The organism is Microbacterium sp. A84, assembly GCF_051842815.1.
GTDB lineage: Bacteria > Actinomycetota > Actinomycetes > Actinomycetales > Microbacteriaceae > Microbacterium.
The window spans coordinates 1,879,154-1,894,739 of record NZ_JBPXMS010000001.1 but is presented as its reverse complement, the minus strand read 5'-3'; the positions used below and the strand labels follow the sequence as shown (position 1 = coordinate 1,894,739).

Genomic DNA, 15,586 nt, shown 5'->3' with positions numbered 1-15,586 from the left:
CGGAGGATCCGGGAAGATGGACACATGGCCAAGAAGATCGACATTGCCGACGGGCGGGCGGCGCTGGATGCGGTGCGCACCGCGAACGCGGCAGGAGAGAAGCCCGCGCGCATGGCATCGGCGACGGCCGTGCGATACCTGCTGCAGTTGCTGGATGAGAAGGCCCCTGGCAACAGCGTCGAGGTTCGGGTGCCGCCATTCGGTGCGGTGCAGGTTGTGCAAGGGCCTCGGCACACACGCGGCACCCCGCCGAACGTGATCGAGATGGATGCCGCGAGCTGGATCGCCGTCGCGACCGGTTCGGAATCCTGGGTCGAGGTCGTCGCGGCAGGCAGGGTGCAGGCATCCGGCACTCGTGCCGATCTGTCAGATCTGCTGCCGCTGCGGCCCTAGTGGCCCCGTCTCCGCAGACACCATCCGCTGGCGCATCCATAGATGAACAGTGGGACAATGGAAGCATGTCTGTCCCCGAGCCCCACGAGATCGTCAAAGCAACCGTTCGGCGTGTGCCGCGGTACGGCGTGTTCATGGCCATCGGCGTCGTGCTCGGCATCGGCGCCGCTGGCATCCTGACCATGATGGGCAGCTACGAGCCATCGGCGGCGATTGGCGTGGTCTACCCGCCGAGTCAGGTCTTCGGGTTCGCCCTGCTCTGGACGGCCCCGATCGGGCTTGCCCTCGGCGCCCTCTTCGCGATGCTGCTCGAGCGCATCGCGCGCCGCCACGACCGCGTCGTTCAGGTCGACCGCTCAACGATCATCGAAGCGGACTGATCCCCCACCCCTCGCACCCCTTGCGAATGGTCGTTTGTGGCTCAATTCTGCGTGATTTTCGAGCCACAACCGGCCACTCGAAAGCCTGGCCCGGCGCTAGGCCAATTCGGCGATGACCGGGCGGATGGCGGCGTCGAACGCCACCACGTCTCGTCGCAGTCCATCGGTGACGGCGACTGAGAGAGCGCCGATCCACCAGATCCCGCGCTGCGAGAACGGCAGTACCTGCACGTTAAGTTCAAACGAATGCGCACGCCTGCCGATCTCGCGTTCGAACTCGGCAATCGCGCTCGCATACGCACGATAAGAACCGCCACCGGTGGCAGTGTTCATCGAATCGACGTAACGGTTGTGCGCAGTCTGGGCGTACTGCTGGGCGGCTACCGCGAGCGGAGTGATCGCCTCGCGCAGCTGCCCGGCGCCGGTGGCGGGCAGCGCGACGATCGTGTCGAATCCGTCGACGAGTTCCAGCGGTACATCAGAGTGATGCGCGCGCGGCTCGACGGTCATGTTCCAGTACTCGCGCCACTGGGCTTCCAGCTCTGGGGTGGCATCCGTCGCGTCCGGCGCTCGCACCTGAAGATCACGCAGGCTCGGCAGGTCTTCTGGCTCACGGATGCCGAGCATTTGGCGCAGCGCGAGCGCGACGAGCACCGGAACTCCGGCGTCTTCGCGGATCAACCACTGCGGCTTGTCGGCCATGGCCCCATCCTAGGGAGATCGCGTGGCGTCTGCGGGTCCCGGGGTGGCTTACTGGATGGGACAGCTGTTGCCGGTAGTGCGCCCGAACCCTAAGTTCAGGATTCAGCTGGCATGTTCAACGTCGCTGGCATCCGATACGAAAGATCAAGGGAGATCACGTGAATTCCTTTTTGCGTTCAGGGATCGCGCTGGTGGCAGCCGCGGTGCTCGGCGCCGGTCTATTTGCTGCGAGCTCAGCAACCGTCGCTGCCGGCAATGGCAACGGCAATGGAAACGGCAATGGAAACGGAAACGGCAACAAGCCGGTCACCGCTTCGGACATCTATCTCGACGGGGTGGCAGATTACGGCGTGTGCCGCGGTACCAATGCTGACTGCTACCACAACTGGGGCAACGGCTGGGTGGAGGGTGAGGAGAAGAAGATCCTCATCTGGAGCCGCACCGGTGGTCCGCGCCATGCGCACCTCGGCACGCCGCTCGCACCGGGACTGAACCCGGCTCTGAACGCCGACAATGTCGCACAGGCTGGTCTGAAGAGCTGGGCAGAGGAGCGTGGAATCGCGGTGGACTACACCGAAGACCTCGCAGCATTCTCCCGACTCGGCAACTATCAGGCGATCGTGTTCCTCAGCCCCACCCGTGACAGCCTGGACGACGCAGCCCAGACCTCTCTCCAGAAATACATCCGCGGTGGCGGTGGGTTCGTGGGCATCCACAATGCGCTCGGCACCGAGTACAACTGGCCGTGGTACGAAGGCCTGCTCGGCGGCACGAACTTCTTTGACCACGCCCCTAACCGTGCGGGGACTGTGGAGGTCATGAACACGAAGGACGTGACGACGAGCTTCATGCCCAAGACATGGGCGTTCACAGACGAGTGGTACAACCTCTACCCGTACCCCAGCTACGTCAACGTGCTGCTTGAGGTCGACGCGGCGACCAGCCTCAACGGCCGCACAAGCGGCCACCCAGGGCACGGTGAGAACCACCCGGTCAGCTGGTGCCAGTACTACGACGGCGGTCGGTCATTCGTCACCAGCCTCGGCCACGCGGCAGAGAACTGGACGGATGCTGAAACAGAGAACGACGAACTCTTCAAGAGCCACGTCATGGAAGGTCTCGAGAGCGTGATGGGGATCCAGCCTTTCTGCAAGTCCTGATCCGCGAGGTGGGCCCGAATGAGCGACACGCTGTTCGGGCCCACATTGCGTTCCCTCACACCACGCATTAGCTTCAGTCTCGGGCAGGTCGAAGAAGCTGCCCGACGAAGGGTCCCGATGTTGCGTCTCTCCAGCTCCCCAGCTTCCAGCGGTCCAGCGTCTGTGCTTACGCGCATTCTTTCGATACTCGATGCGGTCAAGCGTGCAAACGGCACGGTCTCCGTGACCGTCATCGCCACAGCGACCGGCATCCCGAAGTCGACCGCCGCGCGTCTGGTGAGTGAGCTGGTCTCGCAGCGCTATCTCGCGCGTGACAGCGAGGGTGTCACGTTAGGCCTGAGGCTGTTCGAACTAGGCGCATTGGCCACCATGCCGCGGCGACTGGTCGCTGCGGCCGCACCGATCATGAGCCAGCTGGCACAGCACACCGGCGAACGTGTCGGACTGTGGGTGCAGCAGGGCGTCGATATGGTCTCCCTCGCGGCCGCTCCCGGGCGGCTTCCGATGCTGCCCACCTGGGCGGGGATGCGCTCGCCGGCGTTGACAACTGCGAGCGGCAAGGCGTTCCTCGCCTTCTGCGACGACCAGCACGTCATCGATCGCGTCAGCGCGCCGCTGTTCGCGGAAGAGGCCAAGCATTTCCAAGAGGAACTTCTGGCCGTTCGGACATCGATGCTTGCCACCGATGCCGGCGCGTCTTATCAGGGCGTTTTGGCCGTTGCGAGCCCGATCATCAGTTCAGACAACAGCGTCATCGGTGCGATCTCTGTCGCGGGTCCTGCAGGTGGAATGCGCCCAGACAACATCGCTCCGCTGGTGCGTGCCGCTGGCGTCTCGCTGGCCAGACGCCTCGCTGCGGCCTGAGCGCCATGCGCACCGCACCCTGGACGGAGACCGTCAGCGTTCTCGATCGGATGACCGCCATCCTCGACGCCTTCAGTGAGATCGGCGAAGCAGGAGAAGGATTGGGCGTGACCGAGCTTGCTCGGCGCGCGAACCTTCCGAAGTCGACCGTCTCTCGCATCGCGGCCGATCTCGTCGCGGAAGGATATCTCGACCGCGTCGGTGGTCGACTGTATCTGGGCCTGCGACTTTTCGAGCTCGGCCAGAGTGTGGAGCGACCGCGGCGGCTTCGTCGGCTCGCCATCAGCGCCATGGCCGGCCTGCGCGATACCACCGGGCACAATGTGCAGCTGGCGATCGCCGATGGTGAGGACGTCGTCGTGATCGCCAATGCGCGAGGAAGGGATGCCGGGTTCCCCGCCGCGCGCATCGGCGAGCGGTTGCCCCGTGCCACGACAGCGCTCGGTGCCGTCTTCACCGCATTCGAGCAGCGAAGAGAGCAGACGGCCGGTGCTCACGACGCGGTGACGACCTATGAGGCCTTCCATGGCAGCCACCTGTGCGTGGCGAGCCCGGTGCAGGAACGCGGGCATACGGTCGCTGCGCTGGCATTGAGCGGCACGATCGGTGCGCTCGATCCCGTCGACGCCGCACCGATCGTGCGGCGCGCGGCAACGACGATCAGTCGCCTCATCGCCGCCTCCTAGAACTCAGCCGAGACAACGCCGGGCGCCATGCGCGCGCCCGCCACACACAACGAAGCGGGGCGAGCGCTTTCGCGTCCGCCCCGCCCCGCCTTCAAACGTTCAGATCATTTCGAGGAGTCGCGAATGCTCTGGTAAGCCTCGAGCGTCTCACCGGAGTAGTAATCCTTGAAGAACGACTCCGCCTTCTTAATGAACGCGTCGATGTCGATCTCGTCCTTTTCGATGACGGTGAAGTCGGGGTTGTCGCGGTAGCCCTGAATGATCTCTTCGGTCTCCTCGTCGACACAGGTGCGGTTCTCGCCCCGGATCTCGTGGATCGTCTTCTCCAGCAGTTCGGTCTGCTCTTCGTTCAGCTTCTCGTACGTCTTGTCGCCGACGACGACGAACTGGATGCCGACGTTGTGGTCGTTCAGTATCGCGACGTTGAGCACGTCGTCGTAGCTCGACGAGTGGGTTGCAACAATCGGGTTCTCCTGACCGACGGCGATGCCCTGCTGCAGGGCCGTGTAGACCTCTTCCACGGCGACCGAGACCGGGCTGTCGACTCCCAGCGCTTCGGCGTTCGCGAGGAAGCCGGGCGAGTTCGGGAAGCGAATCGGCACGCCGGCGAGGTCGTCAGGACTGCGGACCTCGACGTCCTTGGTCGTGAAGGTGCGGTTACCGAACAGCCAGCCGTCGACAATCTTCACACCGGTCGCGTCGTGGAAAGCGGTGAAGAGGTCTTCTGATCCTTCATCCATCCAGGAGAACGCATGGTCGGTGTCGTCAAAGGCGTACGCCGCGTCGACCGCTTCGATCGGAGCGAAAGTGGTGGCGAGCTCTGATCCGCCGAGCAGATCGATGTCGATGTCGCCGGCCTGCACCATCGGGAAGCGGTCGGCGTGCGGGCCGAGCTGGCTCGAGGGATACAGGTCAACGGTGAAGCCCAGCCCCGAGGACTCCAGGCGATCCTTGAGCAGTTCAACACCGCAGTAATAGTTGGGGGTCTGCTCGTTCTGGGTGAGCGAGACGGCGAGTGTGACCTCGTTGGTGCCCGATTCGCCCGCCGGCTCAGGTGAAGTAGCGGCACTGCACCCAACCACCATGAGCGCGGTTGCCGCGAATGCCGATGTGGCGACGATGCTTCGACGCATCGTGATCTTGCTGACCATGTGATTCTCCTCTGTTCGGGCGCTTCATTGCGCTGGTCTGCTGTGTGTGATGACTCTTACTCGTGGGTGTCCGATTGCCAACTGCGCTCTCGGCGAATGGAACGGTTACGCGGCGATCGCGTCCGCGGCGCGGACGGCGAGCTCGTAGCCGTAGGCCCCGGCCCCGGCGATGACCGTGGTCGCGACCGATGACATCAGGGAATGCCGATGCGCTTCATCTCGGGCATGGATGTTCGAGATGTGAATCTCGACGATGGGAATGTTGAGGATGCGAAGTGCATCGAGAACGGGGACAGACTGAAAGCTCAGCCCCGCGGGATTGATCACGACGGCAGCACCGTCACGGTACGCATCATGCAGCCAGCCGATGATCTCGTGCTCGGCATTGGACTGCGCGAACATCAACTCGAATCCGACCTCGGCGGCGACTCGAGTGCACTCGGACTCGATGTCCTTGAGAGTTGTTGTCCCGTAGATCTCGGGTTCGCGATGGCCCAGCATGTCGAGGTTGGGGCCGTTGAGTACGTAGAGCTTCCTGGTCACGGTCGAGTCCTTTCGGTGACTCACGTCAGAGGTTGAGGAGGGTGGGCACGATCGTGACGATCGCGGGGAAGAGCGTCAGCAGCAGGAGCACCAGACCAAGCGGAATTAGGAAGGGAAGGACGCCGCGGAACAGCTCGCCCATAGGCCTTCGGGTGACCGATCCGACCACGAACAGCACCGCGCCGACCGGCGGCGTCAGAGAGCCGATCATCAGGTTGATGATCATGATCACGCCGAGGTGCACCGGGTCGATTCCGTAGGTCGCGCTGATCGGCATCAGGATCGGCACGAGAACGAGGATCACCGGCGCCGCCTCCAGGAAGATGCCCAGCAGGATCAGCAGCACGTTGAGCAGCAGCAGGAAGACGATGGGGTTGTCAGTGAGAGTGGTGAGGGCTTCGCCGAGATTCCGGGAGACCTGCTCGCGGGTGAGCACTTGGCCCAGCAGGTTCGAGGCGCCGAGGATGAGCAGGATGCCACCGGACATCAAGACGGTCTCCTTCATGGCCATCCAGAGCTTGCGCCACGTGAGCGTTCGATAGACAGCACCGAGGGCGAGCACGACGGCTGCCGCGATCCCGGCGCTTTCGGTGGGGGTGAACCATCCGCTGAAGATGCCGCCGAGGATGATCACCGGGATCGTCATCGGGCCGATCACGCGGACCGTTGCGCGTCGCAGCATCGCGCCGCTGAACGAGCGACTTCCTGCGATCTCCGGATGCATGCGCACCCAGATGAAAATATAGATGGCCAGGCCGATCGCCATGAGGAGCGCCGGAAGTACGGACCCCGCAAACAGGGCGCCCGTCGAGATGGATGCCGTCGCTGCGAACAGGACGGCGGGGATGCTCGGAGGCATCACGGTGCTGAGCAGCGAGGCGGCCGAGGTGAGGCCTGCGGAGAAGCCGTAGGGGTAGTTCGCCTTGAGCATCTGCGGAATCTGCACCTTGCTCGTGGAGGCGGCGTCGGCCAACGCCGACCCACTGATCCAGGAGAACCCGACCGCGGTGGTGAGGTTGACATAGGCGAGGTTGCCGGGCAGTCGCGGCAGTAGCGCCTTTGCGAAGTCGTACAGCCGCGTGGCGATGCCGAGGTGGTTCGCGATCGTGCCGACGAAGATGAACAGCGGGACCGCGAGCAGCGGGAAGCTGTTGATCCCGTTGACCATGGAGGTGGTCGCGTACCCCGCGGAGAGGTTGTGGCTGTAGAAGTAGAGCATGCTCGGAGCGATCATCGCGAAGGCGACGGGTACGCGCAGCAGCATCAGCACGACCATGAGCAGGACAAAGAGCCAGAGATCCATGGATCAGCCCTCCATTTCGGAGATCTCGAGCTGACGCTCTGGTCGGTTCGCGTGGGGAATCTTCCATATCGAGTGGATGCCGGTGGAAAGGCCGCCGATGAAGGCGAAGATGTAGAGGATCCCCAGCGGTATGCCCATTGCCGCGCTGACACGGGTCCATTCGAGCCCGATCTTCACGGAGGCGTCGTAGACGAGAGCGATGCTTGTGACCACCATGATCACCGCTGCAATCACGCGCAGCACCACGAAGAGCTTCTTGCCACGCAGCACGCCGTCGAATACCTCGATGACGATGTGGCCGTTGCGTCCGGTCAGGTAGCCCATCATCATGAACGTCATCGCGATCATCGACAGCAGCGCGAGCTCACCGGAGCCGACCCAGCTCAGGGCGGGAAAATATCGACCGATCACCTGATGCATGACGCCAAAGAAAATTCCTGCGAAAAGCGCGACGGAGATGATCATTTCGGCGTTCGAGAGTGCGCGGATGAACCGTGACTCCTGCGGAACGCCCAGGTTCACATCGGGTGTGGTGAAGACGGTCTCGGTGGGACCGTAGATCGACTCTTCCGGGTCCTTTTTCGGTCCCATGATCTGTCCTCTCTGTCGTGGCGATTCGCTGACCGCCGTGGCCACTCTGTCTGTGGTGGTTGTACTCACCAAGCCATGTCCCAGCGAATGGGACGAGCCCAGAGCGCACGGGTGCCGCGCCGCCATTGAGGCGACGCGGCACCGGATCGTGCGCGTTGGGCTACTTGGCCACGGTAACGCTCACCGTCGATCTGACCTCTTTCTGCACGCCGTCTTGCACCGCATTTGTGACGACAGTCAGCTCAGTCACTCCGATCGGCACGTTGTTGTCGAGATCGGCCTTGTCGAACTTGATGACCAGGTGGTTCTTGCTGCCCGTCACCTTCGACGCGGTGATCGGCTGCAGTCCCAGCGCGGTCTCCAGGAACACGTCGCCCTCCTGCGTGTATCCCTTCGGGAGATCGAGATGTGCAGTGATGGTGCCCTTCGCCGTGGTGAAGAGACCGTCCTGCACGCGGAGGTTCACCTTTCCTGAGGGAATCGAGAACGCACCGGGAATGTCCTCGGATGCGGCGTACACCTCGATCTTGCCGGTGGGACGCGGGTCGGTGCAGTCGTTGAAGAAATAATCGCCCGCCTTGTCGAAGGTGTGCTGGTAACTCTCTCCCGGCTGCAGACGTGCATTGAACTCACCCTCGAAGAACTGGGTGGCGCAGTGCTCGAGCTTGTTCGGATACTGCGCGAAGGTGTCCGCTCCAGGATTCAGGAACGTCACCGCGGTGCCGACCGGGACGCGCAGGTGCGTGGGCTGCATGGCCGCCTGGTTGGTGCTGTCCGCAGCCTTGAGCGTGTCGGAGGTGCGATCAGCGCGAGCCAGCAGCACCGTGTTGTCGACGGTGCTGCCTTCGACGGCGTTCCCGCTGACGGGTCGGCGGATCGACAGCGGTGCCGTCAACGGGCCTTCCTGGCTGCCGGAGGCCGTGACGTAGTCGCCGCCGAGCTTGAACGCCCACAACGAGTCGCCCTTGGTCACCGAACCGCCGTACGGGTTCGTTGTACCCGCCGCGAGAACGGCGACGTACTGTTCGCCGTCGATCTCATAGGTGACGGGTGCGGAACCGATGCCGTTGCCGGTCTGGAAATCCCAGAGCACGTCACCCTTGTTGGCATCCATCGCGAGCAGGCGCCCGTCGATCTGGCCGACGAAGACCAGGTCGGATGCTGTCGCCAGAGGGCCCTGACCGTGTGACATGTCCGTGCCGAGGTGCTGGGTCCATTCGACCGCGCCGGTGGAGGCGTCGTAGGCGACGATGCCACCGGTCTGGTACTGGCCGATCGCGCGCTGACCGTTGGCGGATGCGCCGTTCCAGTGCGCCACGTTGTTCGTGCCGTACGGGAAGTACACGAGGTTCGTGCTGTGGCTGTAGGCGTTGTTCGACCAGTCGCCGCCGCCGTTCTGGCTGGTGGTGGAGAGGATCGGGAGATCCCACTGCGGGTCGTACATGCAGCCTTCGCGGTTTCCTGCGCTCCCTTCCGGATACGTCAGGTGATCCTGGTCAGCGGCGACATAGCTGTCGGGGTTGAAGACGAGCTCGCCGTCTTCGTTCGGCTGGTACCCGTTGTAGTTGGGCACACCACGCCACGGGTCACCAGGAACCGTATCCGCGCCGAGTGACTGCCAGACGACGCACTCTGGGAGCAGTCGCTGAGCGGGGAAAGGCTGCGTGGCGGAGTTCGCCTGGCGATCATCGGTGATCACGGGCCTTTCGGTTACCGGCAGAACCGGCTCGCCGTTCGTGCGGTCCAACACGAACTGGTGTCCAGACTTACTGCCGTAGAAGATCACCTGTCGCTCTTCGCCGTTCACCTCGATGTCGGCCAGGTTCGGGGCGTGCACGTTGTCCATGTCCCAGATGTCATGGCGGATCGACTGGTAGTGCCATTTGTACTCGCCCGTCGCGGCATCGACTGCCACGAGAGTGTCGGAGAAGACATTGTCACCGGGCCGACCGGAGCCATCCTGCGAGGTGTTGCAGCTGCGCGGGTTGCCGAATGTCATGTAGTACATGTCAAGTTCGGGGTCGACAGCGCCATGCATCCAAGAAGTCGCGCCGCCCTCGACCGCACAGTCGGTGCCGTCCTCATGCACGGGGCCCCACGTCGCCGAGGCGTCGAAGGTGTTGCCATTCACATCGGTGAACTCTTCACCGCGGTTGGGGCCGCCGAAGAAGTGCCAGACGTAGCTGCCGTCGTCGGCGTTGAGGGCGACCACCGCGCCTCGATCGCCGTCGGCGGCGTGCGCATATACGAGGCCTTCCGAATAGACGGTCGCGACCTTGGCGACGCGTCCGAGGTTCTCACCGTTTGGGCCTGTCGGTTGAACAGCCCAGATTTCTTCGCCGGTCGTCTGATCGAGGGCAACGACGCGGTTATCGCCGGCAAGCGTGTAGATGCGTCCTTCGCCGGCAGACACCCCGCGGCGTGTGCTCGACATGCCGTAGTCATTGTTCTCCCACTTCCAGGAGGTCTCGCCGGTGGCGCCGTCTACTGCGGCAACGCCGCCGCTGGGTGTGTCGAGATAGATCACGCCGTCGACGACGATCGGCGTCGTCTGCTGGCCCATGTCGTCAGATGCTGGCGCCGCTGCAGAGAGGTGGGTCTGCCATGTGGGAGCCAGTTGGTCGAGATTGCTCTTCGTGATCTGAGCGAGGGCAGAGTAGTGCTGGTTGCCGAGGTTTCCCCCGACGGTGGGCATGTCTTCCTGCGTCGGCGCGGTGGCGGTCAGGCCACCGCCGACGGGATCATCGGTGGCGAATACGGGGCTGACGGCGAGTGAGAGCGTCACTGCCGCCGCGATCCCCGCCACCCCCAATCGTGTCGCGAGATGTGTGGACATCGTGAGCTCCTTGGTCGTCATCGGTCCCAGAACTCTTCGGAAGCTATCGATCTTGCGCAGCCCAGCCAACCCTCGGCCCATCGGGTGGGACGGACGCGGAATATCGACCGCTCCGGCGGCGGTAGTCTTGTCACGTGGCTGCCTCCCCCACTAACCCCTATTCCGAAGCCGGCGTCGACACCGCAGCAGGTGATCGTGCGGTCGCGCTGATGAAATCTTCTGTGCGCGCAACGCACGGACCCGAAGTGCTCGGGGGGTTCGGCGGCTTCGCCGGTCTCTTCGACGCCAGCGCCCTGCTTGGGTACACCAAGCCGCTGTTGGCGACCAGCACCGACGGCGTCGGCACGAAGGTCGCCATCGCGCAGGCGATCGACAAGCACGACACGATCGGGCAAGACCTGGTCGGCATGGTCGTCGATGACATCGTCGTGGTCGGTGCCAAGCCGCTGTTCATGACCGATTACATCGCCTGCGGCAAGGTCGTTCCCGAGCGCATCGCCGACATCGTGCGTGGCATCGCGGATGCCTGCACCGCGACCGGCACGGCACTCGTCGGCGGCGAAACGGCAGAGCACCCGGGCCTGTTGGGTGTGAACGATTACGACGTCGCAGGCGCTGCCACCGGCATAGTCGAGGCTGATGCCGTACTCGGAGCCGAGAAAGTGCAAAGCGGCGATGTCGTGCTGGCACTGGCATCCAGCGGACTGCACTCGAACGGCTATTCGCTTGTGCGTCACATCATCACCGGTGCAGGCATCGGCTACGGCGACACCGCCGCCGACTTCGGTGCAACCTGGGGTGAGACACTCCTCGAGCCGACACGCCTCTACACACTTCCGTTGCTGCGTCTGCTCGACACACTCGCCGACGGTGCAGTGCACTCGCTCAGCCATGTCACCGGTGGCGGTATCGGCGCGAACCTCGCACGCGTGCTGCCACAGGGCAGCTGGGCAGAGGTCGACCGCTCCACGTGGTCGCCGAGCCCGATCTTCCGCGTGCTCAGCGACATCGCCGGATCCACCCTGGAGTCCGCCGAAGGCACCTGGAACCTTGGCATCGGCTTCCTTGCCGTGATCGACGCCGGCCAGAAGGATGCTGCCATCACCGCGCTCGCCGCAGAGGGCATCCATGCCTGGCAGGTCGCCACAGTCGGAACCGGTGCACGCCCGGCCGGAGAATTCGAAGAGGGCGCCAAGGGCGTCGATGGCGGTGCGGTGCGTCTGGTTGGCGCATACGCGGATGGAGCGAAGTAATACCCCATGTGTGGAATCGTCGGAGTGGTCGCAGGCGGACCGGTCAACCAGGATATCTACGACGCGCTCCTGCTTCTGCAGCACCGCGGGCAGGATGCCACGGGTATGGCCACAGCGGAGCCCAATGGTGTCATGCACATCACGAAGGCCGAAGGCATGGTGCGCGAGGCCTTCCGCACCCGCGACATGCGCACGCTCCTCGGCAACGTCGGCCTCGGCCACGTGCGCTACGCCACCAAGGGCACGGCCTCGAGCGAAGAGGAAGCCCAGCCGTTCTACGTGAACTCGCCGTATGGCATCATCCTCATCCACAACGGCAATCTCACCAACACTCGTGAGCTCACCGCGACCATGGCCAAGCGTGATCGGCGCCACCTGAACTCGTCCAGCGATACCGAACTGCTGCTGAACGTTCTCGCCGGTGAACTGCAGGCCACGACTTCGGACGTCGACCTCGACCCCGAGCGCATCTTCGAAGCGGTCAGTCGCACGCACCAGCGCATCGAAGGCGCTTACGCCGTGATCGCCGTGATCGCCGGTTATGGTCTGCTCGCGTTCCGCGATCCCTTCGGTATCCGCCCACTGATTCTGGGACGCCGCGACGGCGTAGAGCACGACGAATGGGTCGTCGCCAGCGAATCGCTTGTGCTGGAGAACGGTGACTACGAGGTTGTCCGCGAGGTCGCACCGGGCGAGGCCATCTTCATCAACGATCAGGGTGAGCTGTTCAGCCGGCAGTGCGCCCAGAACCCCATACTCACTCCCTGTGCCTTTGAGTACGTGTACCTCGCTCGTCCAGACTCGACGATGAACGGCATCGCCGTGTATGAGTCGCGTCTGCGGATGGGTGACCGTCTCGCCGACACGATCGCCAAGCACGTGCCGATGGACAAGATCGACGTCGTCATGCCGATTCCAGACTCTGCACGGCCCTCGGCGATGGAAGTCGCCCGCAAGCTCGGCATCGAGTACCGCGAAGGTTTCTACAAGAATCGCTACGTCGGCCGCACGTTCATCATGCCGGGCCAGGCGGTGCGCAAGAAGAGTGTGCGACAGAAGCTCAACGCGATGTCGACGGAGTTCCGCGGCAAGAATGTGCTGCTGATCGACGACTCGATCGTGCGCGGAACGACGAGCAAAGAGATCATTCAGATGGCTCGGGATGCCGGTGCCCTCTCGGTCACGTTCGCCTCAGCTGCCCCACCGGTGAGGCACCCGCATGTGTATGGCATCAACATGCCGTCCAAGCACGAGCTGATCGCTTACGGCCGTACGATCCCGGAGATCGCCGAAGTGCTCGGCGCCGATCATCTCGTCTACCAAGAGGTCGAAGACCTGAAGGCCGCGATCATCGAGGGCTCTGACGTCACAGACCTCGACATGAGCTGCTTCGACGGTCGCTATGTCACGGGAACAATCACTGAGGAGTACCTCGCCTGGGTGGAGAGCTCCCAGACTTCGTGACGAATACGCGTCCGCTGTGACCACTGCGCGTCCGCTATGGCGAGGGCGTGTTCTTGCCGTTCTCGGCATCCTGCTGTGTGCGTTCTCGCTGCGATCAGCGGTAGCGTCGCTGTCGCCGGTGATCGACTACATCGCGGCTGACTTCCCACTGCCCGCGGCGGTTGTCGGTCTGATCGGCACGGCGCCACCGGTGTGCTTTGCTATCTTCGGGCTCTGCACGCCGTTGCTTGTGCGCCGGCTGGGCCTGGAGCGGGTCACGATCATCGCGCTCTCCGCGATCGCCGCGGGCCTGGTGCTGCGCGGGTTCTCGATCGACTCGGTGTCGCTTCTGCTCACCACCGCCCTGATCTTCGCTGGCGTCGGCATGGGCAACATCCTTGTGCCGCCGCTGGTAAAAAAGTACTTCCCTGATCGCATCGGCACGATGCTGACGCTGTACACGACGGCGATGGCGTTCTCGACGTTCCTGCCGCCGCTTGTCGCGGTTCCGGTGGCGGATGCTGCGGGCTGGCGCGTGTCGTTGGGGCTGTGGGGCGTGTTCGCGATCGCCGGTGTCCTGCCATGGATCGCCATGCTCGTGACCGGGCGCGCGGTGGCGCAGCCCGCTGCGAACGCTCCGCTACGCGTACCAGAGACTGCCTCGGTCGCAGCATCCGATCCGGCGGAACTGTCGACAGGACCGATCGCCGTGGCACCCGCGAATTCGGGGGCATTCTCTCGCCTAATCCGGCTGCCTCTTGCCTGGGCGATCGCCGTCGTCTTCAGCACCTCGTCGATCATCGCCTATGTATCGTTCGCATGGTTGCCGACGATTCTCTCCGACGTCGCGGGTGTCTCGGCGAGTACCGCGGGTCTGCTGCTGTCGGTGTTCGCTCTCATGGGGCTACCCGCATCGTTGCTCGTGCCTGTGCTGGTGGTGCGCTTCCAAGCCACTCGTCAGGCGTACGCGGTTGCTTCGGTGTGCGGGCTACTCGGCGTTGCCGGGCTTCTGTTCTGGGCGAACCCGATCACAGTATGGCTGTGGGTCACGCTCTTCGGCATTGTCGGCGTGATGTTTCCGCTGGCGCTCGTCCTCATCAGCATCCGCTCGCGCACGCCGGAGAGCGCGGTGGCACTGAGCAGCTTCGTGCAGAGCGTCGGCTACATCATCGCCGCAGGTTTCCCTCTGTTGATCGGCGTGCTGCACGAGGTCACTGAGACCTGGACGATTCCGTTGCTGGTCATCGGCGGCGTGCTCATCGCCTCGATCCCGTTCGGGTTCATCGCGGGTCGACGTCGTACGGTCGAGGAAGAGTGGGAGCTGCGCCACGGGCGCTGGTAGCAGCGCACGACGAAGGCCCCGCTACCGAAGTTGCGGGGCCGAGCGCGAAAAAAGGTCAGGCCTTCTCGAGCTTGTCTTCGTCTTCCTCTGCGTACTCGTCAGCCCATTTGTCGACGTAGGCGTTCTCGTCGTCGGAGGGATGCGCAAGCTCACGCTCCAGCGCTGAGGTGTTCAAGGACGGACTGTACGCCTTGAGTTCTCGGGCGATTTTAGTGTGTTTCGCCTTTTGACGGCCACGGCCCATGCGCGAGACCCCCTTACGAGTTAGGATGCGGGCGTTTAGAGTGCCCGATGCAGTTCACGACACCGGCGAAGGCCGGTAAGAGTAACATTAAGAATAGCACGAGGGTCAGGTCCTCTGGCCTTCGCCGGCAGGTGAAGGGAACGATTCTCATGGCAGACGCAGCCTCCTCCACGTCCGACGAAGTGGCCCAGAATGCCGCACTGCAAAGAGCAGTCATCGTCGGCATGCAGCCCGGTCAGGCCACGCACGTCCTGCAGGAAGCAGCGCGCTATGCGAAGTTGCTGAGCGCCCCGCTCGTGGTTGTGCACGTGGATGTCACGCGCTTTGTCACTTACGAAGATCCGGACGGCTACGTGCACTCTGCACCGATCGATCTGAATCTCGAAGCCGGCGTCGCCGAGTTCCAAGAAGTCCAGGCTGAAGCTGATGCAGCCCTTGGCAACACCGGGCTGACCTGGACGGCACGTCAACTTGTCGGTGACCCCGCCCTGGCGATCAAGCAACTCGCAGACAAGCTCGATGCGCAGCTCATCGTCATCGGAACACGTAAGCGTGGCATCGGCGAATCGATCCGCGAGTTCTTCACCGGATCAGTTGCCGCGCGTCTCGCTCACCGCCAGCACCGCTCGGTGCTGGTCGTGCCATTGGAGGAGTCGGTACCAGACGACCAGCCGGAGATCTGGACCGAGTAGCGC

The 15,586-nt window shown here is 63.7% G+C and carries 16 protein-coding genes; 9 read left to right on the top strand and 7 right to left on the bottom strand.

Going from position 1 to position 15,586, the window contains the following annotated elements; all coding sequences use genetic code 11:
* Nucleotides 1-24: 24 nt before the first annotated feature.
* Together ACSU04_RS09020 and ACSU04_RS09015 are read left to right on the top strand one after the other, a co-directional pair.
* The gene (locus ACSU04_RS09020) at nt 25-393 is read left to right on the top strand and encodes a sterol carrier family protein (protein WP_439280236.1); all 369 of its coding nucleotides are present in this window, start codon (nt 25-27) and stop codon (nt 391-393) included.
* Between the two features lie 65 nt (nt 394-458).
* Nucleotides 459-773, top strand: a complete 315-nt coding sequence (locus ACSU04_RS09015) for a potassium transporter Trk (RefSeq protein ID WP_439280237.1) — start codon at nt 459-461, stop codon at nt 771-773.
* A gap of 96 nt (nt 774-869) precedes the next feature.
* On the opposite strand, the gene ACSU04_RS09010 is transcribed toward ACSU04_RS09015, so the two are convergent.
* Nucleotides 870-1,475 carry a zinc-binding alcohol dehydrogenase gene (locus tag ACSU04_RS09010; protein WP_439280238.1) on the bottom strand — a complete coding sequence of 202 codons (606 nt, stop codon included), beginning with the start codon at nt 1,473-1,475 and terminating at the stop codon, nt 870-872.
* Between the two features lie 158 nt (nt 1,476-1,633).
* Between ACSU04_RS09010 and ACSU04_RS09005 the strand changes: the two genes are divergently transcribed.
* The 3 genes from ACSU04_RS09005 (at nt 1,634) to ACSU04_RS08995 (ending at nt 4,185) form a co-directional block, all read left to right on the top strand.
* On the top strand, nt 1,634-2,635 hold the full coding sequence (locus ACSU04_RS09005; protein ID WP_439280239.1) for a ThuA domain-containing protein: 1,002 nt from the start codon (nt 1,634-1,636) through the stop codon (nt 2,633-2,635).
* A gap of 162 nt (nt 2,636-2,797) precedes the next feature.
* A complete protein-coding gene (locus tag ACSU04_RS09000) occupies nt 2,798-3,499 on the top strand; it encodes an IclR family transcriptional regulator (RefSeq protein WP_439280240.1) in 702 nt (233 codons plus the stop codon).
* 5 nt (nt 3,500-3,504) lie between these two features.
* On the top strand, nt 3,505-4,185 hold the full coding sequence (locus ACSU04_RS08995; protein WP_439280241.1) for an IclR family transcriptional regulator: 681 nt from the start codon (nt 3,505-3,507) through the stop codon (nt 4,183-4,185).
* 104 nt (nt 4,186-4,289) lie between these two features.
* Here the strand turns inward: ACSU04_RS08995 and dctP are convergent, their stop codons facing one another.
* From dctP to ACSU04_RS08970, 5 genes are all read right to left on the bottom strand, one after another.
* Complete coding sequence (gene dctP / locus ACSU04_RS08990; protein ID WP_439280242.1) at nt 4,290-5,336, bottom strand: TRAP transporter substrate-binding protein DctP; 1,047 nt, start codon at nt 5,334-5,336, stop codon at nt 4,290-4,292.
* Nucleotides 5,337-5,441: 105 nt separating this feature from the next.
* The gene (locus ACSU04_RS08985; protein WP_439289168.1) at nt 5,442-5,879 is read right to left on the bottom strand and encodes a type II 3-dehydroquinate dehydratase; all 438 of its coding nucleotides are present in this window, start codon (nt 5,877-5,879) and stop codon (nt 5,442-5,444) included.
* A gap of 25 nt (nt 5,880-5,904) precedes the next feature.
* Nucleotides 5,905-7,182: a TRAP transporter large permease gene (locus ACSU04_RS08980; protein ID WP_439280244.1), complete on the bottom strand. Its 1,278-nt coding sequence runs from the start codon at nt 7,180-7,182 to the stop codon at nt 5,905-5,907.
* Between the two features lie 3 nt (nt 7,183-7,185).
* On the bottom strand, nt 7,186-7,773 hold the full coding sequence (locus tag ACSU04_RS08975; RefSeq protein WP_439289167.1) for a TRAP transporter small permease: 588 nt from the start codon (nt 7,771-7,773) through the stop codon (nt 7,186-7,188).
* 160 nt (nt 7,774-7,933) lie between these two features.
* Nucleotides 7,934-10,609, bottom strand: coding sequence for an outer membrane protein assembly factor BamB family protein (locus ACSU04_RS08970; RefSeq protein WP_439289166.1), 2,676 nt, complete (start codon nt 10,607-10,609; stop codon nt 7,934-7,936).
* 134 nt (nt 10,610-10,743) lie between these two features.
* Between ACSU04_RS08970 and purM the strand changes: the two genes are divergently transcribed.
* The 3 genes from purM to ACSU04_RS08955 are packed head-to-tail and all read left to right on the top strand — an operon-like array spanning nt 10,744 to nt 14,647.
* Nucleotides 10,744-11,862 carry a phosphoribosylformylglycinamidine cyclo-ligase gene (gene purM, locus ACSU04_RS08965; protein WP_439280247.1) on the top strand — a complete coding sequence of 373 codons (1,119 nt, stop codon included), beginning with the start codon at nt 10,744-10,746 and terminating at the stop codon, nt 11,860-11,862.
* 6 nt (nt 11,863-11,868) lie between these two features.
* On the top strand, nt 11,869-13,326 hold the full coding sequence (gene purF / locus ACSU04_RS08960; protein ID WP_439280248.1) for an amidophosphoribosyltransferase: 1,458 nt from the start codon (nt 11,869-11,871) through the stop codon (nt 13,324-13,326).
* Between the two features lie 16 nt (nt 13,327-13,342).
* A complete protein-coding gene (locus tag ACSU04_RS08955) occupies nt 13,343-14,647 on the top strand; it encodes an MFS transporter (RefSeq protein WP_439280249.1) in 1,305 nt (434 codons plus the stop codon).
* A 55-nt stretch (nt 14,648-14,702) separates the two neighbouring features.
* Here the strand turns inward: ACSU04_RS08955 and ACSU04_RS08950 are convergent, their stop codons facing one another.
* Nucleotides 14,703-14,891, bottom strand: coding sequence for a DUF3073 domain-containing protein (locus ACSU04_RS08950; protein WP_439280250.1), 189 nt, complete (start codon nt 14,889-14,891; stop codon nt 14,703-14,705).
* 149 nt (nt 14,892-15,040) lie between these two features.
* Here ACSU04_RS08950 and ACSU04_RS08945 point away from each other — a divergent pair, with 149 nt between their 5' ends.
* Complete coding sequence (locus ACSU04_RS08945) at nt 15,041-15,583, top strand: universal stress protein (RefSeq protein WP_439289165.1); 543 nt, start codon at nt 15,041-15,043, stop codon at nt 15,581-15,583.
* The last annotated feature ends 3 nt before the right edge of the window (nt 15,584-15,586 follow it).